15 protein-coding genes and 1 tRNA gene are annotated in these 20159 nt (G+C 52.1%); 11 read left to right on the top strand and 5 right to left on the bottom strand.

What is annotated here, in order from left to right:
• Positions 1-14: 14 nt before the first annotated feature.
• From ACFOSS_RS11400 to ACFOSS_RS11390, 3 genes are all read left to right on the top strand, one after another.
• Positions 15-236 (top strand): DUF2835 family protein, encoded by a 222-nt coding sequence (locus ACFOSS_RS11400; RefSeq protein ID WP_377152554.1) that lies wholly within the window; start codon positions 15-17, stop codon positions 234-236.
• Between the two features lie 127 nt (positions 237-363).
• Positions 364-1377 carry a quinone-dependent dihydroorotate dehydrogenase gene (gene pyrD / locus ACFOSS_RS11395; protein ID WP_377152551.1) on the top strand — a complete coding sequence of 338 codons (1014 nt, stop codon included), beginning with the start codon at positions 364-366 and terminating at the stop codon, positions 1375-1377.
• A 286-nt stretch (positions 1378-1663) separates the two neighbouring features.
• Positions 1664-2203 carry a cell division protein ZapC gene (locus tag ACFOSS_RS11390; protein ID WP_377152549.1) on the top strand — a complete coding sequence of 180 codons (540 nt, stop codon included), beginning with the start codon at positions 1664-1666 and terminating at the stop codon, positions 2201-2203.
• 99 nt (positions 2204-2302) lie between these two features.
• Here ACFOSS_RS11390 and ACFOSS_RS11385 read toward each other — a convergent pair.
• Positions 2303-2379 (bottom strand) — tRNA-Met (locus ACFOSS_RS11385).
• 178 nt (positions 2380-2557) lie between these two features.
• Here ACFOSS_RS11385 and rlmKL point away from each other — a divergent pair.
• From rlmKL to rmf, 4 genes are all read left to right on the top strand, one after another.
• Positions 2558-4678, top strand: coding sequence for a bifunctional 23S rRNA (guanine(2069)-N(7))-methyltransferase RlmK/23S rRNA (guanine(2445)-N(2))-methyltransferase RlmL (gene rlmKL / locus ACFOSS_RS11380; protein ID WP_377152548.1), 2121 nt, complete (start codon positions 2558-2560; stop codon positions 4676-4678).
• A 33-nt stretch (positions 4679-4711) separates the two neighbouring features.
• Positions 4712-6622: an ATP-binding cassette ATPase Uup gene (uup, locus tag ACFOSS_RS11375; RefSeq protein ID WP_377152546.1), complete on the top strand. Its 1911-nt coding sequence runs from the start codon at positions 4712-4714 to the stop codon at positions 6620-6622.
• Between the two features lie 7 nt (positions 6623-6629).
• Positions 6630-8324 carry a DUF3466 family protein gene (locus ACFOSS_RS11370; protein WP_377152544.1) on the top strand — a complete coding sequence of 565 codons (1695 nt, stop codon included), beginning with the start codon at positions 6630-6632 and terminating at the stop codon, positions 8322-8324.
• A gap of 146 nt (positions 8325-8470) precedes the next feature.
• Positions 8471-8647, top strand: coding sequence for a ribosome modulation factor (gene rmf / locus ACFOSS_RS11365; RefSeq protein ID WP_377152542.1), 177 nt, complete (start codon positions 8471-8473; stop codon positions 8645-8647).
• Between the two features lie 57 nt (positions 8648-8704).
• Here rmf and fabA read toward each other — a convergent pair whose 3' ends face one another.
• Positions 8705-9265, bottom strand: a complete 561-nt coding sequence (gene fabA / locus ACFOSS_RS11360) for a 3-hydroxyacyl-[acyl-carrier-protein] dehydratase FabA (RefSeq protein ID WP_449301179.1) — start codon at positions 9263-9265, stop codon at positions 8705-8707.
• Between the two features lie 77 nt (positions 9266-9342).
• Positions 9343-11307 (bottom strand): AAA family ATPase, encoded by a 1965-nt coding sequence (locus tag ACFOSS_RS11355; protein WP_377152540.1) that lies wholly within the window; start codon positions 11305-11307, stop codon positions 9343-9345.
• Between the two features lie 364 nt (positions 11308-11671).
• Here ACFOSS_RS11355 and ACFOSS_RS11350 point away from each other — a divergent pair, with 364 nt between their 5' ends.
• The 4 genes from ACFOSS_RS11350 (at position 11672) to ACFOSS_RS11335 (ending at position 15412) form a co-directional block, all read left to right on the top strand.
• A complete protein-coding gene (locus ACFOSS_RS11350; RefSeq protein WP_377152538.1) occupies positions 11672-11812 on the top strand; it encodes a hypothetical protein in 141 nt (46 codons plus the stop codon).
• A 181-nt stretch (positions 11813-11993) separates the two neighbouring features.
• Positions 11994-12674 carry a tRNA-uridine aminocarboxypropyltransferase gene (locus tag ACFOSS_RS11345; RefSeq protein ID WP_377152536.1) on the top strand — a complete coding sequence of 227 codons (681 nt, stop codon included), beginning with the start codon at positions 11994-11996 and terminating at the stop codon, positions 12672-12674.
• A 41-nt stretch (positions 12675-12715) separates the two neighbouring features.
• Positions 12716-13483, top strand: coding sequence for a TSUP family transporter (locus tag ACFOSS_RS11340; protein WP_377152534.1), 768 nt, complete (start codon positions 12716-12718; stop codon positions 13481-13483).
• 291 nt (positions 13484-13774) lie between these two features.
• Positions 13775-15412, top strand: a complete 1638-nt coding sequence (locus tag ACFOSS_RS11335) for a DUF2813 domain-containing protein (RefSeq protein ID WP_377152532.1) — start codon at positions 13775-13777, stop codon at positions 15410-15412.
• Positions 15413-15421: 9 nt separating this feature from the next.
• Here ACFOSS_RS11335 and glgX read toward each other — a convergent pair whose 3' ends face one another.
• Together glgX and lon are read right to left on the bottom strand one after the other, a co-directional pair.
• On the bottom strand, positions 15422-17503 hold the full coding sequence (gene glgX, locus ACFOSS_RS11330; RefSeq protein ID WP_377153912.1) for a glycogen debranching protein GlgX: 2082 nt from the start codon (positions 17501-17503) through the stop codon (positions 15422-15424).
• 152 nt (positions 17504-17655) lie between these two features.
• A complete protein-coding gene (gene lon, locus ACFOSS_RS11325) occupies positions 17656-20040 on the bottom strand; it encodes an endopeptidase La (RefSeq protein ID WP_377152530.1) in 2385 nt (794 codons plus the stop codon).
• Positions 20041-20159 lie beyond the last annotated feature (119 nt).

The following is a 20159-nucleotide window of genomic DNA, read 5'->3' as shown; positions in this document are numbered from 1 at the left end:
GGCCCCCATTTTTTATGCGCATCTATACATTTCGTCTTCATTTCTCGGCAGAGCAGGTGCTGGCCATCTACCGTGGTGATGCACAACGCGTGTCTGTGCTGAGTGAACAGGGGCTGCGCATTGAGCTGCAAGCCCAGCATTTACGGCGTTTTATCGGTCATTCCGGCCTGCACGGACGCTTCAGGCTGCGGACCGATGATAATCACCGCTTCCTTGATCTGGAGCGTATCGGCTAAGGTCAAGGGCAGTGCAATAGTTGACGATAACGTTTAACATGTGCGCCGTTTTAACTCCGCCGTGGCTTTGCATGGATATGCCGCGGTGAATTGACGTTATTTGCATCACCGAATAGAAGGAGCTCGCATGTTTTATCAACTTGCCCGTCATTTCCTGTTCAAGCTTGATCCGGAAGTGGCCCATGAATTGACCATCAAACAGCTTTCTTTTCTCGGTGGTACCCCTCTGGATATTTTTTTCCGGCAAAAGGTACCGTCGCGCCCGGTAACGGTGATGGGCTTGACCTTTGATAATCCTGTCGGGCTTGCCGCTGGTTTAGATAAAGATGGTGAAGCCATTGATGCATTCGGCGCCATGGGGTTTGGTTTTATTGAAGTGGGTACCGTCACCCCGCGGCCACAACCGGGTAATGATAAACCGCGCCTGTTTCGGGTGATTCCGGCTGAAGGCATTATCAATCGGATGGGATTCAATAATAAAGGCGTCGATCACCTGGTGGAGCAGTTGAAGAAGACCCGCTACCAAGGGGTGATTGGTGTAAATATCGGAAAAAATAAGGACACTCCGCTCGAGGAGGGGAAAAATGATTACCTGGCGTGCATGGATAAGGTTTATCCATATGCAGGGTATATCGCAATTAATATCTCATCACCCAATACTCCGGGTTTGCGTCAGCTGCAATATGGAGCCGCATTGGATGAGTTGCTGGCGGCACTTAAGCTGCGTCAGGGTGAGCTGGCACAATTGCATGGTAAATATGTACCGTTAGCAGTCAAAATTGCCCCAGACATGAGTGATGATGAGTTGGCTGATGTCGCGAACACATTATTGAAAAATCAGATTGACGGTGTGATAGCAACGAACACCACACTGGACCGTGAGATGATTTTTGATATGCCTCATGCCCATGAGACCGGGGGATTGAGTGGCAAACCCTTGCAAGCGAAAAGTACCGAGTTCATTCGTAAATTAGCCGGACAACTCAAAGGCAAGATGCCTATTATCGGCGTAGGTGGGATTGACTCGGCGTTGGCGGCTCGAGAAAAGCTGGCTGCTGGGGCGTCTCTGGTTCAGGTATATTCTGGCTTTATCTACAAAGGTCCGCCGCTGGTCAAAGACATCGTCGAACACTTGTTATAATGACGCCTGTGATGCAGGAGTAAACAAAAGGGCCTGGTGGCCCTTTTGTTGTTTTTGACTAAATACTCTTGTTCGAAAGCCTTGCCATCCAAGCCCATTTCACAACCTAAACAATCGGCTGAGATAGAGGAATATCACCTGTTGGCATATTGATAATCCCGTATTAAATCACGCCATTCCCACAATTATAAAAAAAACAGCACAAGGATTAATTTGATGTTTGTATTTCAACCGGATATGGAATATAAATTCATCTGCACTCAGGATTTAGCATTAGAGAACGATCATGATATTAGTCCCGGATGATCATTGGCGATGGATGTTTGATGAAAAAATGGACAGGCTGTTGCTTGATTTGTCCTCCGACATGCAATTTGCGACGGCCTATCGTTCCAAGCAGTTAACCGATGAGGCTCGTCATCCCGCAGTATTCTCTCTTGACGATACTTCTCACTATTTTCATCTGCTGGAGTGCATTGGTGAGTTGCCGTTTGGTGAAGCAGAACGGGTACAGATTGTTTTAAATGCTGTGGCAGCGATGCGCTTTGCTAAACCCCTGATGCCACAAAGCTGGCATTTAAATGAGTTTAATCTGTTATCCCGACCACCATTATTAGGTGAAGTCGTGATGCTGGCGAATAGTCTTGGGCATGCCGATGTGTTGGTGATTGAACCGGGAGAAACGGCATCGGTATGTTTGTTGTTATGTGGTGAACTCGCCTTGACCGAGGAGAAGACATTACATACGCATCAGCTAATCAAGGTAATGAATAATCGCATTATTCCTTTTAGTGCAGTATGTAATGGCCAATTGCGGTTGGCATAAAGCCAATCGCTATGGATAAAGCAGAATTAAGCTGTGGGTCTGTTCCGTTGGGGCTGTACGAAAAAGCAAAAAGCCGCACTGAGTGCGGCTTTTTTTGTTTGGTTGCGGGGGCAGGATTTGAACCTACGACCTTCGGGTTATGAGCCCGACGAGCTACCATGCTGCTCCACCCCGCGTCAGAAGTGGGGCGGATATTAGACGTTAGTTTTGTATCAGGCAAGGGTTAATTTCATTTTTTTGTCTGGGTGAGGATTATTTACTCATCTGACGAGCCGTTTTTCATTTCTGTGCAGGAAGGTCCTAACAGCATGAGGTATACTATTGGCCCTTAATGAATGATGCCCGCACTCCGTAATGACCGATTTTTTTGCTACATGTCCCAAAGGACTCGAATCCCTGCTAGCCAGTGAACTGACGGCACTTGGTGCTGAACAAGTTCAGGAAACTGTCGCTGGTGTCGCTTTTTCCGGTAGCCTTGAAACAGCCTATCGGGCTTGCCTCTGGAGCAGATTAGCATCTCGTATCCTCCTGTCCGTCGCCCGTTTTACTGTGCGCGATGATTTGGACCTTTATCTAGGCATCACCCAATTACCCTGGGAGAGCTGGTTTACTGCCCGTCAGACACTGGCGGTCGATTTTACCGGCACCTCTGCCACGATTCGTAATACCCAGTATGGCGCCGTAAAGGTTAAGGATGCGATTGTCGACCGCTTTAGCAAACGTGGTGGTCAGCGGCCAGATATCGATAAACAAGCCCCGGATGTCCGGATCCTGGTGCACCTCAACAAGAAGGGTGAGGCCAGTGTTACGCTCGACCTGTCTGGCCCGGCGTTGCATCAACGCGGATATCGGACCGCGACGGGAGAAGCGCCATTAAAAGAAAATTTGGCGGTCGCGATGTTATTGCGTGCTGGCTGGCAAGGCGAGCCGCTGCTGGATCCGATGTGCGGTTCAGGCACCTTGCTGGTCGAAGCGGCCATGCTGTGGTCCGACATGGCACCGGGTCTGTTGCGTACGCGCTTTGGACTCACGTCGCTGGCCAACTATGATCACGGCCTGTGGCAATCCCTGCAAGCCGAAGCCAGTGTGCGAGCCAAACGCGGGCGCCAGAAACTCCAGGGTCTGCGGTTGCGCGGACTCGATGTCAACGAGGTGGTGTTGCGCCGTGCCAGCGAAAATGCAAAACGTGCCGGCTTTGCCGATAACATCGAGTTAGCCGTCGCCGATGTGGCGCAGTTGGACAATCCATGGCGCGGTGAAACCGGCCTGGTCTTGACCAATCCCCCCTATGGCGAGCGGTTAGGTGATATGCCAGGTCTGTTGGCACTTTACCAACAATTGGGGCAGGGGCTACGGCACTCCTTCCAGGGGTGGCGCGTGGCAGTATTGTCTTCGTCAACAGAACTGCTGAGCTGCCTGAGATTACGCGCGGACAAGCAGTATCGTTTGTTTAATGGTGCGCTCGAGTGCCAGTTCCGGCTATATCAGATTGCTGTAGACGCCGTGGTCTCAACACGGATGGTGGCGGAAGACTTCGCCAATCGCCTGCGCAAGAATATTAAAACATTGGATAAGTGGGCCAAGGGTGAAGGACTGGATGCCTACCGTCTGTATGATGCGGATCTGCCTGACTACAATGCGGCCATCGATCGATACGGAGAGTACCTGGTTATCCAAGAATATGCGGCACCCAAGACCATCCCTGAGAATCTAGCCAAGCAACGGTTTCTGGATTTAGTCCAAGCCGCCGTGGCGGTGACGGGTGTCGATGGCAGCCGGGTAGTGCTCAAAGTTCGCGAACGGCAAAAAGGCGAGAATCAGTACCAAAAACTCGACGCGCAGGGTAATCAGTTTGAGGTGCATGAGTATGGGGCCAAATTACTGGTTAACCTCTGGGACTATCTCGACACCGGCCTGTTCCTCGATCATCGGCAAACGCGTCGGTTGTTAGGACAGATGGCGCAAAACAAGCGTTTCTTGAATCTGTTCGCTTATACCGGGTCTGCCACTGTGCATGCCGCTTTGGGTGGTGCACGATTCACAACCACAGTGGATATGTCCCGCACCTATCTGAATTGGGCACGCGATAATCTCAAGTGCAATGGTTTGCTTAACAGCCGCCATCAATTCGAACAGGCCGATTGCCTGCGCTGGCTTGACGAGTGTGATGAACAATATGATCTGATTTTTATCGATCCGCCCACCTTCTCCAACTCCAAGCGCATGGATCAAAGTTTTGATGTGCAACGTGATCATCTGCTGTTGATGCGCAATCTGAAACGGATATTGGCCGCCGGTGGCACCTTGGTATTCTCCAACAACAAACGCCATTTCAAGATGGATTTGGACGGATTGGCTGCTCTGGGTCTGGCGGCAAAGAACATCAGCACTCAGACCCTGCCCAAGGACTTTGCGCGTAACCCGCAGATCCATAATTGCTGGCTGATTACCCATTCTGCCGACGACGCAGTCTAATGATGGGTGCCATTTAAGGAGCTATTGCTGAAGATGGCTATTTTCTCGTTGCATCAAGCCTATCTGTCGTACAGTGATGCCCCCTTGCTTGATCATGTAGATTTGCAGATTGAGCCGGGTGAGCGGCTGTGTCTGGTGGGACGTAACGGCGCAGGGAAGTCGACGCTACTCAAAGTGATTGCGGGCGATATTCCGCTTGATGATGGCCGTCGTATTCATCTGCAAGATCTGAAGATTGCGCGCTTGGAGCAGGATCCGCCACAGAGCTGTCATCAGTCGGTATTTGATTATGTCGCAGAAGGGCTTAGTGATGCCGGCGCATTGTTGCAGGCTTATCACCATCAATCCTTGTTGGTGTCGCAAGACCCTTCCGAAAGCCATATCAAGACCTTGAGTCGCTTGCAGTCTGAGCTGGATCACGTCAATGGCTGGCAGTTTGACACGCGTATTCGCCAAGTGCTCAGCATGATGAAACTGGATGCAGAGGCCGATTTGACCTCCTTGTCCGGTGGGTGGTTACGTAAGGTAGCCTTTGCCAGAGCGCTGGCGGGCGATCCCGATCTGCTGCTGCTGGACGAGCCAACAAACCACCTTGATATTGAAGCAATTCAATGGCTTGAACAATTTCTCAAGGATTTCCGCGGGGCGATTGTCTTCATCAGCCATGACCGCGAGTTTATTCACCGGCTGGCGACCCGGATTGTTGACTTGGATCGCGGCCAGGTTAGTTCATGGCCCGGCAGTTACGATGCCTATCTGGAGGGCAAGGAGGAGGCCCTGCGGGTTGAAGCCTTGCACATGGCTGAATTTGATAAGAAATTGGCGCAGGAAGAGGCATGGATCCGACAAGGCATCAAGGCCCGGCGCACACGGAATGAAGGGCGTGTCAGGGCGCTCAAAGCCTTGCGCAGTGAACGTCTGGATCGCAGGAATGTTCAGGGTACGGCCAAGCTGATGGTGGATGAAGCCCAGCGCTCGGGCAAACTGGTTTTCGAAGCAGAAGGCTTGAGCTATGGTATTGCGGAACGGCTATTGATCCGCGATTTTTCCTTCCAGGTGCTGCGAGGCGACAAGATCGCACTGATCGGACCGAATGGTTGCGGTAAAACCACCCTGATCAAATTGTTGCTTGGCGAGTTAACGCCGCAATCAGGAACGCTGCGCTGTGGCACCAAGCTGGACGTGGCTTATTTTGACCAATATCGTGAGCAGCTAGATCCAGACAAGACCGTCATCGACAACCTGGCCGAAGGCAAAACCGAAGTCGAGGTTGCAGGGCGGCGCCGTCATGTACTGGGTTATTTGCAAGATTTCCTGTTTGAGCCGAAGCGGGCAATGACCCCGGTACGGGCTCTTTCTGGCGGCGAAAAGAATCGCTTGTTGCTTGCCCGGTTGTTTTTACGTCCCTGTAATTTATTAATTCTTGACGAACCAACCAACGATCTGGATATCGAAACCCTCGAGCTGCTCGAAGAGTTGCTGGCGGATTATCAGGCGACCTTGTTGCTGGTAAGCCATGACCGCCGCTTTATTGATAACACTGTGACGCACTCATGGCTTTTTGAAGGTGATGGACGAATTACCGAGTATGTGGGAGGCTACGCCGATTTAATGGCGTTACGCGCTCAACAGGTGTCCGCAGAGCCGGTGAAATCGGCGGCCAGCGCCGCGATACCGCGAAAAGAGAGCGAGCCTGCTGCAACTAAACGCAGTCGCAAGTTGTCATACAAGCTGCAGTTGGAATTGGATGCGTTACCGGGGCGGCTGGAACAGCTAGAAAGTGAGTTGACCCAGTTACAGGATCACGTCAATGCGCCGACCTTTTTCAGTCAGTCGGCGGAGCAGACCCAGCACATCCTTGCCCGTTTGCAAGCGTGTGAAGATGAATTAGAAACGGCATTCCTGCGTTGGGAAGAGCTAGAAGCGATGAAGCAAGAGGATTGAGGATTACATGAAAACCAAGTTGACCCTGCTGGCAACACTTTCCATGCTTTCTTGTGCCGGCCATGCGGCCGATACCGCATTTTATCAAATCAGCGAAATTACCGGTAATAAGGCCGGTAACTATGGCCCGTGGGCCGTTGCCATGGCCGATGACACATCGGTTGCTTCTTTGGCTGTGACCAGTGACTGGTTCTCCTACTTTAATATGCCCCCCAGTGCCATGGACCTGGCGGACCGCTTCCGTTACATGTCCAGCTGCAGTGGCCAGATGTCATCCGATGTCTGTGATGGTTTCTGGAATGGTGATGCTAATCGTGCCAAGCAATGGCGTGTTGATACCGTCACCTATGCCCCGCAAGCCGAGTCGATCGTCAACTCCACGTCGCAGAGTGAAGCTGACGGCATCATCAAGGCGCTGGGTGCTACCAGTAATGAGTCCGTCGGCTATCGGATTGCCTCCACCAGCCAGAATGGCTATTACTACGAGCGTCAAGCCATTGCGACGCTGGATGGCACGACGATACAACTGGCACCACCGGCGACGTTTGATGGCATTGGCGGTTTTAGCAGTGCCAATACGATCAAGAAATTGGATGACGAGTATGTGCTGGTTGGCGGTACTGTGAATACCACAGTGACGGCGCCAGAGTCTTCGCTGAAAAATTGTTACAACGGCGATATCTATACCGATGGCGATTACCGTTATTGCCCGGGCTTCAATACCCAGGCTGCGCTGTGGGTCGTCAAACGTGACGGAACGGCCACCACTGTTGCAACGGCTCCGGCTTATTACAAGCATGACAAGAATGTAATCGAACTGGCTTCTGTGACCGGGCTACAGGCAGAAAGCGATGGTAGCTATCTGGCAGTGGGTTATTCATCCACCGGCGAGGTGGGGGATTCTGCACTGTATGGTCGTAATGTGGCGGTTTACTGGCCGGTGACCGTCTCTTCCGGCACTGCCACCTTTGGTGATTTGAAGCTGATTCCGCTCTCCAAAAAAGCGCCGGGTGAAGGTGATGAAGTGCTGGCCAGTACCTGGTCAGTGGCTGCAAACAGTAACTACGTTATTGGCAACCAGAAATACAGTACCGTGGTTTCCCGTAACAAGCCGGTCGAGATGTTTGTCTATGACCGTAGTGCCGGAACCAGTACTACACCGTTGCACAACAAGCCTTTCCAAGGCAGTAACTCCGAGGCGATGGCGATCAACGCCAATAATCTGATCGTTGGGTGGCGCGATGAACGCAATGAAACCCAGGCGGTCTACAATGGCAGTCCACGTATGCCGGAGGCGTTCCTCTACAATGCGCAAACTGGAAGCAATTGGCGTCTGAACGATCTGATTTGCAGTGGTTCCAGTGCGGCACTCTCCTGTGAGCAAAACGGCAAGTATTACTACATCGCCTATGCCAATGCGATTGCCGAAGATGGCACTATCGCCGCCACTGCGTATCGCTATGACAGTTATGCTGACTGGTCCGCGCGAAATAATGCGACTGTAGTGCCTGTTAAGTTGACACCACAAGTCGCCTTTGGCAGTGACCATGATGTTCCAGCCGATTATGTTCTCGCCAACCCGTTGCCGAGCAGCAATGTCGGTCAGGACAATGGTAGTGGTGCCGTGCCACTCTGGATGCTGCTGCTGTTGGCTCCCTTTGGCCTGTTGCGAGTCAGAAAACATTTCAAAAAAATGTCATGATTTATTAATCAATTAGCGACACGATCCTGTGTAAGGTCGCAAATTGTCACTTTGATTGGTTGATCTCTGCCTTCGACTGATTGAGGATAAAGACGACATCGCATCAACGGTGTCGTCTTTTTTCAATTGGAAAAGAGGGTTAGCAGATGAAGAGACAAAAACGAGATCGTATGGAAAGAGCCCGGGCCAAGGGTTACCAAGCCGGTATTGCTGGGCGCTCCAAGGAGGGCTGCCCTTATCAAGGAACTGATGCCAGAGGATACTGGCTCGGCGGTTGGCGGGATGCGATGGACGATCGCGTAACAGGTTTATCTGCCAAATAACACGACATGAACTCCACAAAAAAAGGCCCCAGAGGGCCTTTTTTGATCATGCAGTTTTCAAAATGACGAGGTGTCAGTAAACAGGCCCACTTTCAGATCTGAGGCGCTATAAATCGGGCGACCATCCACCTCGACCACACCATCAGCAATCCCCATGATCAGTTTGCGCCATATGAGGCGCTTCATTTGAATCTTGTAAGTGACCGTTTTAGCCGTCGGCAGGATCTGTCCGGTGAATTTGACTTCACCCACACCTAATGCACGCCCCTTGCCGGGACCACCTTTCCAGCCGAGATAAAAACCAACCAATTGCCACATTGCATCCAGGCCCAGACAGCCAGGCATGACAGGATCGCCAGGGAAGTGGCAACCGAAGAACCAGAGATCAGGCGTGATATCCAGTTCGGCGATAATTTCACCCTTATCAAATTGACCTCCGATATCCGCGATACGCACGATGCGATCCATCATCAGCATGTTGGGCGCAGGCAACTGGCTGTTACCAGGACCAAACAGCTCTCCACGGCTACAGGCCAGCAATTCATCGCGTGAAAACTGGTTTTTCCCTTGCTCGCACAATGAGAGAGAGGGGACTTCGACTGACTGGGTATCTAACACGCTCACATTCCTATGTCATTAAGGCTGGGGTTAATTTAGCGAACAGGTGTTCGCTAAACAACTCCGATCACTTGGACTCACAGATTGAGCAGCCTCCCCAACCAGCCACGAGGAGGAGGGGGGGCTGTCAGCGCTTCAAGGCGGGCATGGATAATGCCGTACATGCTGTGGGTATCGTCCAGATCACCCGCCTTGCAACCGGTCAACAATTCGATGGCCTCATCGACATGCTGTACCGGATAAATATGGAACAAACCGTTGGTTACCGCCTCGATCACCTCGTCACTCAGGATCAACTGCAGTTGATTGCTCGCAGGAATGATCACACCTTGCTTGCCACTCAGTCCATGAATGCGACAGATTCGGAAAAAGCCTTCAATTTTCTCATTTAGACCACCGACTGGTTGCACGTTACCAAATTGGTCTACTGCGCCGGTAACCGCGAGATGCTGGAAGATGGGTTGTTGTGCCAGTGCCGATAACAGGGCACATAAACCGGTCAGCGAAGCACTGTCGCCATCAATCTCATGGTAGGACTGTTCAAACACCAGGTTGGCTGACAGTGGAGATGGGTTCTCGGCACCGAATTGATTGGAGAGATAGCCATGAATGATCATCATGGCTTTGGCGTGGATATGCCCTGCGAGCTCGGCTTTACGCTCTATGTCGGCCACGTCACCATCGCCCATGTGCACAGTCGCAGTCAGACGGACGGGCTCACCGAAATCATAGGGGTGACCCATGATTTCAATCACTGACAGCCCATTGATTTGACCAATGACTTCGCCATCGGTTTGTAACAAGACCTGTCGGTCGTGAATTCCTTGATCGGATTGTTCGACGATGTAATTGAGTCGGTATTCCTGCTCCGCCAGCGCCGTCAGCACGTGGCTAGCGGAAACGATGACAGACTGTTCTTCACGAGCCAGGCCATCTGCCAGCTGCATTAGCGAGCCGAGTTGAGTCTCGGCAATCGACAAGATTTCCTGATGCTCACACAGGCGGCAAGCGAAACGACTCAACGCCTTGATAGCACTGACATCAAAATCAAGGAGTCCATTCTGCTCTCGTAATCCGGCGAGCAAGCCGACAAAGAGGTCATACTGCTCCTCAAGGTGCAGTTCGGCGACAAGATCGGTACGTAGAAAAATGCGTTCCGAAATTTCTCGGTCCAGCAGGTTGAACTCGGCGACGGTTAGTCGATCACCAACCAGAATGAGCTTGACTTGCAGCGGCGAGGCTTCAGGAATGAAGAACGGCGTGGCACTGGTTTCGGTATTTGGTGAACTCCAATCCAGAAAACCGGTTTCCAATGCGTTCCGCAGCTTGAACCAGAGCTCTGGTTTGTCGAGCAGCTCTTCAAGCGGTAAGACTAAAAAGCCACCATTGGCTTCACGCAATAATCCTGGCTCGAGCAGATGATGATGACTGTAGACAGTACCTTGTTCCGTTTGATAGTTCACGGCACCAAATAGCGAGGTCCAACTCAAATCGCGACCATAGATCACGGGCGGCGTTTCGGTCTCATGATGAATTAGCAGGTTGATGAGCACAGGATGTGAGAAGCCGCCGCCTTGCGCGACATGTGAAGCCAACAGTGTCAGATAATCCGCAATCTTGGCGTCTTGTGCCTGCTTCTTCAGAATGCGTGTCACGACGGCTTCTGCATCCAGATGTAGTGTCAGCAGGCGTAGTAACTCGGCGATTAACTCGCAGAACTCAATGCCACTGCCTGGTTGCAGTTTCAACCAGATCGGGCGTGTGGGATTGCGCAAATTTTCTGCATAACACAGATCAAACAGTGCCGCGTTGTCCGGTGAACACTCATCAATAAGATCGATGACAGTCTGTTCATAATTCACCCCTGGTAGTCCACTCAGGAGCATGGTCTGACAACCTTTGCGCATGCCAATAAGCCGCGAAATGGCGGATAAGGCTCTGGGTTGCGCATCGGCAAACCGGCGGGGGGAAACCTCCGAGAGACGATTTATCTGTAGCTCAGGGAAGCGAGGTAACAGTTGTTCTGTTTTTAATTCAATCACTTAATTATGTCTGGTTAGGCAGTTCTATAGGGTGATTATACCTCAACGACACACAGATTCGTTATCCATTGCAGCGTGTTTGCCTTATCAGATTGCGGTCTGCGCTGTGCAAGTGATGGGAAGCCCGTAACACTGTGAAACCGAATGGTATCTGTAAGTACATTACGACTTTATGATTAAAGGCTTTTAATTTACGACAAATAGCTTCTTATGAGACTCTTTTCGCGTAATAAAAGGACTTTCTCGTAATTTAATGACATTTATCGCGAGCGATGGCTAGACAAAAGTGTGAGCTTGATCAACAATGGTCACACATCGTTACAAGGCGTGTAACAGAGATTTCAGGTTCCGTATGGCGGAGCTCATGGAGGAAGGTGTGATGAAGCGATTGAATGAAATCAAAGCATTGGCGCAAACACAACGGCTGCACGATAAAGCCAAGCGTGTTATTCAGCGTGCATTTGGCAGCCGGCGCGCGGTTCATCATTACGAATACCTCGATTAACCATTTCCTTATGTTGTTGTTTACCTTGAGCCGCACGATTTCAACCCCTGATCGTTGTTGGTAAAGGATTGTTCATAACTGATCGATATCAGTTTTTCAGGCAGCCGATTGGCTGCCTTTTTTCTTTCCTGTGCTGCGCGTACACGGGTAGAATGCCGGCTTCCAGGCTGTGGAGATCATCATGCAACATGCCTTCTGGCGACTTCGGCAGGAGCGCCAGGCTCGTTCAAGCAAGCCATTTCAGGCGCGGGGCGGCAACCTGAGCCGTTGCGAGCACTGCCAGGTTCCGGAAGAATCTTGTATCTGTCCGCAACGACCGAAGGTCGCAATCAAGGCGGGCTTTTGTTTGCTGATGTATGACGCTGAGCCGCTAAAACCCTCCAACACAGGCCGTCTGATCGCCGATATAGCGCCTGATTCTACCTTCGCGTTTTTATGGCACAGAACGCAAACGGACCCAAGATTATTGGCGCTGCTCAACGACCCCCAATGGTGTCCGTACCTTGTATTCCCTGGTCACTATGCCCAGCCAACGCAGTCGGTGCTCAGTGCGCTGGATTGGCCGTCACAGCGTCCAGGTCGTTTGCCACTCTTCATTTTGTTGGATGGAACCTGGGCCGAGGCGAAGAAGATGTTTCGCAAAAGTCCTTATCTGGCGTCATTGCCAGTGTTGTCGCTCTCCGCCACAGGTGCCTCCGCGTATGGCTTGCGCAAGGCCAACGTGGAGGGGCAGTTGTGTACCGCCGAGGTTGGGGTGGAACTGTTGCGGATGAATGATGAAATTGCGGCGGCTTCTGCACTTGAGGCATGGTTTTTGCTGTTTAGGGAAAACTACCTCGCCGTTCGCAGCAACCCGCTTTAGTCGCCTTGTAATCCCTTTGTTGTTAAGGAGTCATGATCGTCATGGACATGGATGTAATCACCTTGCTGCTGCTGGCTGGGTGTGGACTTGTTGCTGGTTTTATTGATGCCATCGCCGGTGGCGGCGGACTACTCACCCTTCCTGCTTTGCTCGCCGCTGGCTTGTCTCCGACTCAAGCACTGGCAACCAATAAATTACAAAGTAGTTTCGGTAGCTTTTCTGCAACCTGGTATTTTGCTCGCCATGGTTATATCGATTTTTCGTCGATCAAGTGGTCAGTGCTGCTTACGTTTGTTGGCAGTATGTGTGGAACCCTTCTGGTGCAGCAGATCGATGCCAGTGCGCTCGCGCGGTTATTACCCTTCCTGCTTATGGCTTTTGCACTTTATTTTCTGTTCTCGCCCCGAGTGGGAAACCAGGATTCGCATCGGCGTCTGGGCCATATTGCGTTTGCATTGACGGTTGGACTGGGTGTCGGCTTTTATGATGGTTTTTTTGGGCCAGGAACAGGTTCATTCTTTGCTGTTGGTTTTGTTGCACTCGCAGGATTCAATCTGGCGAAGGCAACTGCGCATAGCAAGCTCTTGAATTTTACCTCTAATATTTCAGCGCTCATTTTCTTTGCGTTAGGTGGCAATATGGTCTGGACGCTGGGGTTAACCATGGCTATCGGGCAATTTATCGGTGCGCGACTCGGCTCACGATTGGTCGTCAAGCGAGGGGTGGGGTTGATTCGCCCCCTGTTAGTCATCATGTCCCTGGCCATGTCGTTTAAATTACTCAATCAACATTATGCGTGGATTGGCTAACGCCCCGTCATAAATAATTCATTATGCTGTCATACCGGCAACGACAGGAGATTGTCATCCTTCCCTTAAATAAAACGGAGGAAGAAAGCATGGTTAGGCATCCTAAGCGCCGGCAGTCACGTCAACGTCATCTTTGGTTTGCAGTCTGGAATGGTGACGCATTGACTGTCAATCAACGCCAGTCTGACATCGAGCCTCCAGCAAAAGTGAGCTCGCGCTAAAGAAATACCAGCAGACGGCTGGTATTTCTGAAACAGCTTTGCCACCATCAAAGAAAACGGTGGTGGCAGTATGTTTCTCGAAAGAATTGAAGTACTTGGATTTCGGGGTATCCATCGTCTCTCTGTGACGTTTCAACAGACAACCGCACTGATCGGTGAGAACACCTGGGGTAAAACCAGTTTGTTGCGTGCGCTGTGGAGCCTGCTGGGGCAGGGCGAAACGCCTTACGAATTCGAGATCGCCGATTTTCATTGCCCTGATGATCCAGAGCTGCCTATCGCAAGACATCTACAACTGATTCTCACGTTTCGCGAGTATAAGCCCGATATCTGTGTCCACTCCTCGCGGCTGTGTCGTCTTAAGCCCATCTGGTGCAAAGGCCGTGATGGTGTTCATCGCATCTATTACCGCGCCGCTGCCGATTGGCTGGCGGATGACAACGTAGCCTCCGAACATGGTTTCCTTGACCAATTCGGACGCACTCTGCAGCTGGATGACACTGACAAGTTATTGCATCTGTTGATGCTAATGAATCCGGTATTGCGGTTACGTGACACCCGCAGTGCCCGCGATACTAGCGGTTCCTTGGGTGAGGAGTGGGCCAGTCAGTTAGCGCAGGTCTCCCGCCAGATCCTCGACGAAGAGGCGACAGGGCTTGATGCACCAACGCTGCAACAGGGCATGGCCGCGATACACCATTTGATGAGCCATTATCTCAGTAACGTGCCACCCATCCGCATGCGACCTCGCAGTGCTCGGGATATTGTCACCAAACCCACCAATCTGCGTGGTCTTAATTCGCTGCAGGAGCTGCTGCACAGTGCCAATGGTCGAGCGGTTAAGCTGGCGATGGCGGCATTAGGCGGCGCGTTACTCAATGCCCGTGGAGACAGGGAGATTGATCCCGAGTCGAGACCAATCCTGATCCTTGAAGACCCGGAAAGCCGGCTACATCCTACGATGTTGGCCTTGGCATGGGGATTATTTGAACAACTGCCGGGCCAGAAAATTCTGACGACCAATTCGGGTGACCTGTTAAGTACGATTCCGCTGGGCCAGATCCGGCGGCTCGTGCGCCGCGCACATGAAACGTTGGCCTTTAATCTGAACGATGAGCAATTCAGCGCAGAAGATCTGCGGCGCATCGCCTTTCATGTACGCCTTAATCGCCCCATGTCTCTGTTTGCACGCTGCTGGCTGCTGGTTGAAGGCGAGACTGAAATCTGGCTGTTGTCGGAGTTGGCGGCAATATGCGGTTACAGTCTGCGCAGTGAGGGGGTTCGAATCATCGAATTCGCGCAATGTGGTGTCTCACCCCTGATCAAAGCGGCTCGAGATCTCGGTATTGAGTGGCATTTGTTGGCAGATGGCGATCCGGCAGGCATGAAGTATGCCGCCTCTGTCCGCAGCCATCTTAAGGGCGAACGGGAAAAGGATCGTCTTACACTATTGCCTGCACATGATATTGAACATTTTTTGTTTCATCATGGTTTTGAAGAGGTCTATCGTCGCGAGGCTGGTATGTCGCGGCAGTTACCATCTTTACCCGCCGGGAAGATCATCGAGCGCGCCATTAACCATAGGAGCAAACCCGCATTGGCATTGTGTGTTGTAGAGGCCGCAGAACGGGCGGGAGCGGAGAACATGCCCTTACTGTTACGGCAACTGTTTGCTCGCGTGATCGGCCTGGCACGTCAGCAAGGCTAACGCGTTGAACTAGTGCCCACTATTAGCCAGTTGCCCACATACAAACAGGCAGGCGGATCGTGGTTTGGCTTCATAATGCCCAGGTACATCGCTTAATGCCTGGCCTAACGGCGTGATATCGTCTGGTGAGGGCAAACCGGTATCCAGGATCCGTTGCCAACTGCCTTCAATTTCCTGCGGTGGCAGAGGTAGATTGAAGGTCAGAGGAAGCCAATAAGCGTTGAAAATCATATAGATGGCAAATTTCACATCCAGCGATATCGCCGACATTGCAATGCAGTGCGATTGATTACTCCAATCTGGGGCATAGGCTTGAACGCCATGCCAGCAAATTTCAGAACGATGCAGGATCTCGGCCAGCGAGACCTGAAGACCCTCCTGGCGCGAGCGGCTGAATAGCAGTTTGCGGTATTTGACCAGTTCACGCATAAAGCGCTGCATCTGCAACTGCTGTGCATTCGGATTCCAGTTCATCCAGCTTAATCGGCTATTTTGACAGTAAACATTATTGTTACCCTGTTGGCTGCGCAAAAACTCATCCCCCATTAACAGCATAGGGGTGCCGATTGAAAGCAGGTTCGCCGTGATCAGGTTCTTGCATTGGCGCAGGCGGAGTTGGTTGATCGCCTGGTTATCCGTTTCACCTTCACAACCGTGATTCCAGCTGTGGTTATCGTTCATGCCATCGCGGTTATCCTCGCCGTTTGCCTGATTGTGCTTTTGGTTGTAGCTGACCAGATCCCAGAGTGTGAATCCATCATGGCAGGTAATGAAGTTAATGCTTTTTTCTGGGTCTGAATGGTTGAATTGGTAGATATCAGGGCTACCGGTCATGCGGTTGGCAAATCGGCTAACGGTGTCGGCATCGCCCTTGATGAACCGACGCACGTCATCTCTAAATTGTCCGTTCCATTCCCGCCAGCGAGAGCCAGCCAGCGACCCTACCTGATACAGCCCGCCAGCGTCCCAGGCTTCAGCAATCATCTTGCAGTCGGCCAGCACCGGATCTGCATCAATGGCCAGCAGGGTCGGGGGGGAGACGAGCGGCTTGCCTTCTTCATCGCGCGATAGAATCGACGCCAAATCAAAGCGAAAACCATCGACATGCATATGCTCGCGCCAATAGCGCAGGCTTTCTATGATCACCTGTTTGGTGACAGCGTGGGAGCCATTCAGGGTATTACCACAGCCTGAGTAGTTTGTATTCAGGCGGGAAGTGGGGTCCAGAATGTAGTAGACCTCATGATCTATCCCGCGGAAACAGAAGATAGGACCATCGTCACCACCTTCCGCCGTGTGGTTATAGACGACATCCAGGATGACTTCTATGCCGGCTTTATGCAGCGCCTTGACCATGTCCCGAAACTCATTGATTGCGCCCTTGATACGTTTATCACTCGAATAACCGTTATGCGGTGCGAAGAAGGACATGGGGCCATATCCCCAGTAGTTATCCTTGCCAGCGGGGGCGTCCTGAGGATCAAACTGGAAGACTGGTAATAACTCGACAGCGGTGACCCCCAGTGCCTTTAGATGGGGAATTTTCTCTATCAAGCCGGCATAGGTACCCTGGCGTGGCGTGTCGACACCGCTGGATGGATCCCGGGTAAAACCACCCACATGCAGCTCATAAATCACAGATCGGGAGAGCTGATGCTGTGGCGCCACATCATCTGACCAATCGTAGTCCTCCAGCGCCACGACCGCACTTTTGGCACAACTGGCAACATTATCTCCCTCGCGCGCAGCGGCCCAGCGATCGTAGTTTTGCCCCAGTACGACCTCGCGACTATAAGGGTCAATCAATACCTTGTGTGGGTCGAAACGCGTGCCCTCATACGGACGCCATGGCCCATTGACACGCCAACCATATAGCTGCCCATCGCCCAAGCCTTTGATGTGCACATGCCAGTAGTAGGCGGTACGATTGACATGGGGAGACAGCTTGATAACCGTTGGGTCCGGATCATCGGGCGAGGCAAACAACAACAGTTCAACACCGCTTGCCAACCGTGCCCAGAGCGCAAAATTGACGCCTTGCTGTTCGATATTGGCTCCAAGGCGGCGGCAATGCCCCTTGCTGATGCGAATAGAGAGGTCGATACCCATGAACAGCTCCAGCGCTGGGATTGGCTGTGTTGTGACTATGCAAAGTATGGCTCAACTGGCTGTTATTGCTGTGAAAATAAGGACTCGTGTTTACAAGATAAAAGAGGAGGCGAGACCTCCTCTGTGATTGACGGCTAGTTGATGGCAAATACGATGGCCGCGACCTCATGGAAATGCCTGGCGAAGTGGAACGTCATACCCGCCCTGACATAGGATGGCAACTCTTCCACATCGCCTCGATTGGCTTCGGGCAGGATTAACTCATGAATGGCTTGACGCTTGGCCGCGATCACTTTCTCCCGTACCCCGCCAATAGCCAGCACATGTCCGGTTAATGTCAGCTCACCGGTCATGGCCAGCCCCTTGCGCGGCGGTCGATTGAGTGCCAGCGACAACAGTGAGGAGGCCATGGTGATCCCCGCACTTGGCCCATCCTTCGGCGTTGCTCCTTCCGGTACATGCAGATGGATCAACGCCTGGTCAAAGAAATGGGCATCTGCATGATATTGTTTGAGATTGCCAGCCAGATAGCTATATGCCAACTCCGCAGATTCGCGCATGACTTCACCCAACTGGCCGGTTAATTTGAAGCCTCTTCCGAGTTGATTGACCACCGTCGCCTCAACCGGCAAGGTAGCCCCTCCCATAGCGGTCCACGCCAAGCCGGTGACGATTCCGACACCGCTAAGTGATTTCTCCTTGCGGAACAATGGGCTACCAAGGTACTCCTCGACATCTGCGGCCTTGATGACCATCTGCTCTGCTTTGTCGTTCAGCAGACGAACCACCGACTTGCGGACTATTTTCGCCAGTTGTTTCTCCAGGTTGCGGACACCGGACTCACGGGCATAACCATCGATGATGCGTCGGATAGCCCCATCGCTGATTTTGAGCTGTTTGCGTGACACCCCGGCCTGCTCCAGCTGACGCGGCCACAAATGGTGACGTGCAATTGCCAGCTTCTCCTCTGACAGGTAACCGGATAACCGAATCATGTCCATGCGATCTAATAATGGTCCCGGGATCGAATCCAGGGTGTTGGCCGTGCAGATGAAGAGACATTTGGACAAGTCCAGTCGCACATCCAGATAGTGATCCAGAAAATGATGATTCTGTTCCGGATCCAGGGTTTCGAGCAGCGCAGAGGCGGGATCGCCCTGATGGCTGATGCCAATCTTGTCGATCTCATCGAGCATGATGACCGGATTCATCACCTTGCTCTCTTTCAAAGCCTGTACCAGCTTGCCGGGCAGGGCGCCAATATAGGTGCGCCGATGACCTTTGATCTCTGCTTCATCACGCATCCCCCCGACACTGAAACGGTAAAACGGTCGCCCCAGTGCTCGGGCGACTGAATGGCCAATCGAGGTTTTACCCACCCCGGGCGGACCAACCAGCAACATGATGGCGCCACTGATATCCTGCTTGAAGGCACCTACCGCCAGAAATTCGATGATGCGCTGTTTGACGTCTTCCAGCCCATCGTGGTCGGCATCGAGGATCTTGCGTGCCTTACGCAGATCGATCTTGTCTGCATGTAAACAGCCCCAGGGTACCTGGCTGATCCAGTCCAGGTAATTCCGGGTCACGGCGTATTCCGGTGAGCCGGCCTCGAGAATTTTTAACTTGCTGATCTCCTCATCAAAACGCTGTTGCACGCCCTCCGGCACACTCCGCTCCTGCATGCGCTTGATGAATGTTTCCACTTCCGCTGTTTTGTCATCCTTTTCCAACCCCAGCTCGCGCTGAATCACTTTGAGCTGTTCGCGAAGGAAAAATTCGCGTTGTCGATCATTGATGCTGCGGTTTACCTCGTCTCGGATCTGGTTCTGCAGTTTGGCGACTTCGATCTCTTTCTTAACCAGTGCCAGCGATTTTTTCATGCGTTCCAGCAAGGGCGTCGTGGCGAGAATATCCTGTAGCTCGTCTCCAGTGGCGGTGGTGATCGCCGCGGCACAGTCCGCCAACGGAGAGGGATCATTAGGATTAAAGCGGTTGAGATACTGCTTAAGCTCTTCGCTATAGAGCGGATTGATAGGCAACAGTTCCTTGATCGCAGAAATCAACGCCATGGCATAGGCCTTGATTTCTGTATCTGGAGCCGAGCTATCTGCATGCGACTCCGGATAACGAACCTCCACCAGATAGGGGGGCTTGTGGGTTAGCCAGTTGACGATCTCAACCCTGTCGATGCCTTCAGCCACAAACTGCATTTCACCATCCCCTGCGCTGGCATGCAGGATCCTGACAGCACAGCCGGTCTGTGGCGTGATGTCGGGCAAGGGTTTGTCGCGATCTTGTGCATCATCAACCCGGAACAGGGCCATCATCTTGTGAGGTGTGTTGGCGACTCGTTCTATGGTCTTTTGCCATGGTTCGGCCTGGATCTGCACTGGCAATACCTGCGCCGGCAGAAACGGCCGACCGAAAATCGGAATGACGTAGAGCTGAGAAGGACGTTCCTGACCCGACAGGATCAGAGCATTGGGCGCATGATCGTTTTTGGTTTCGTTACTCATCCTGTTCACCCTTATCGATAAGCCTTTTCACAAGATGGGGATCCTGTTACTGGTTTCAATGGCTGACAGTTGGTGGCACTCTATTTCGAGTGTAAGTAATTTTGACCAGGGGAGGCCAT

The organism is Pseudaeromonas sharmana (assembly GCF_042649925.1).
Classification (GTDB): Bacteria; Pseudomonadota; Gammaproteobacteria; order Enterobacterales; family Aeromonadaceae; genus Pseudaeromonas; species Pseudaeromonas sharmana.
The sequence above is the reverse complement of the archived record's forward strand: the minus strand, read 5'-3'. Positions and strand labels throughout refer to the sequence as shown.

Coding starts and splice junctions, on each gene's coding strand:
- ACFOSS_RS11400 (WP_377152554.1), top strand. CDS start 15: ATGCGCATCTATACATTTCGTCTTCATTTCTCGGCAGAGCAGGTGCTG.
- pyrD (WP_377152551.1), top strand. CDS start 364: ATGTTTTATCAACTTGCCCGTCATTTCCTGTTCAAGCTTGATCCGGAA.
- ACFOSS_RS11390 (WP_377152549.1), top strand. CDS start 1,664: ATGATATTAGTCCCGGATGATCATTGGCGATGGATGTTTGATGAAAAA.
- rlmKL (WP_377152548.1), top strand. CDS start 2,558: ATGACCGATTTTTTTGCTACATGTCCCAAAGGACTCGAATCCCTGCTA.
- uup (WP_377152546.1), top strand. CDS start 4,712: ATGGCTATTTTCTCGTTGCATCAAGCCTATCTGTCGTACAGTGATGCC.
- ACFOSS_RS11370 (WP_377152544.1), top strand. CDS start 6,630: ATGAAAACCAAGTTGACCCTGCTGGCAACACTTTCCATGCTTTCTTGT.
- rmf (WP_377152542.1), top strand. CDS start 8,471: ATGAAGAGACAAAAACGAGATCGTATGGAAAGAGCCCGGGCCAAGGGT.
- ACFOSS_RS11350 (WP_377152538.1), top strand. CDS start 11,672: ATGGAGGAAGGTGTGATGAAGCGATTGAATGAAATCAAAGCATTGGCG.
- ACFOSS_RS11345 (WP_377152536.1), top strand. CDS start 11,994: ATGCAACATGCCTTCTGGCGACTTCGGCAGGAGCGCCAGGCTCGTTCA.
- ACFOSS_RS11340 (WP_377152534.1), top strand. CDS start 12,716: ATGGACATGGATGTAATCACCTTGCTGCTGCTGGCTGGGTGTGGACTT.
- ACFOSS_RS11335 (WP_377152532.1), top strand. CDS start 13,775: ATGTTTCTCGAAAGAATTGAAGTACTTGGATTTCGGGGTATCCATCGT.
- lon (WP_377152530.1), bottom strand. CDS start 20,040: ATGAGTAACGAAACCAAAAACGATCATGCGCCCAATGCTCTGATCCTG.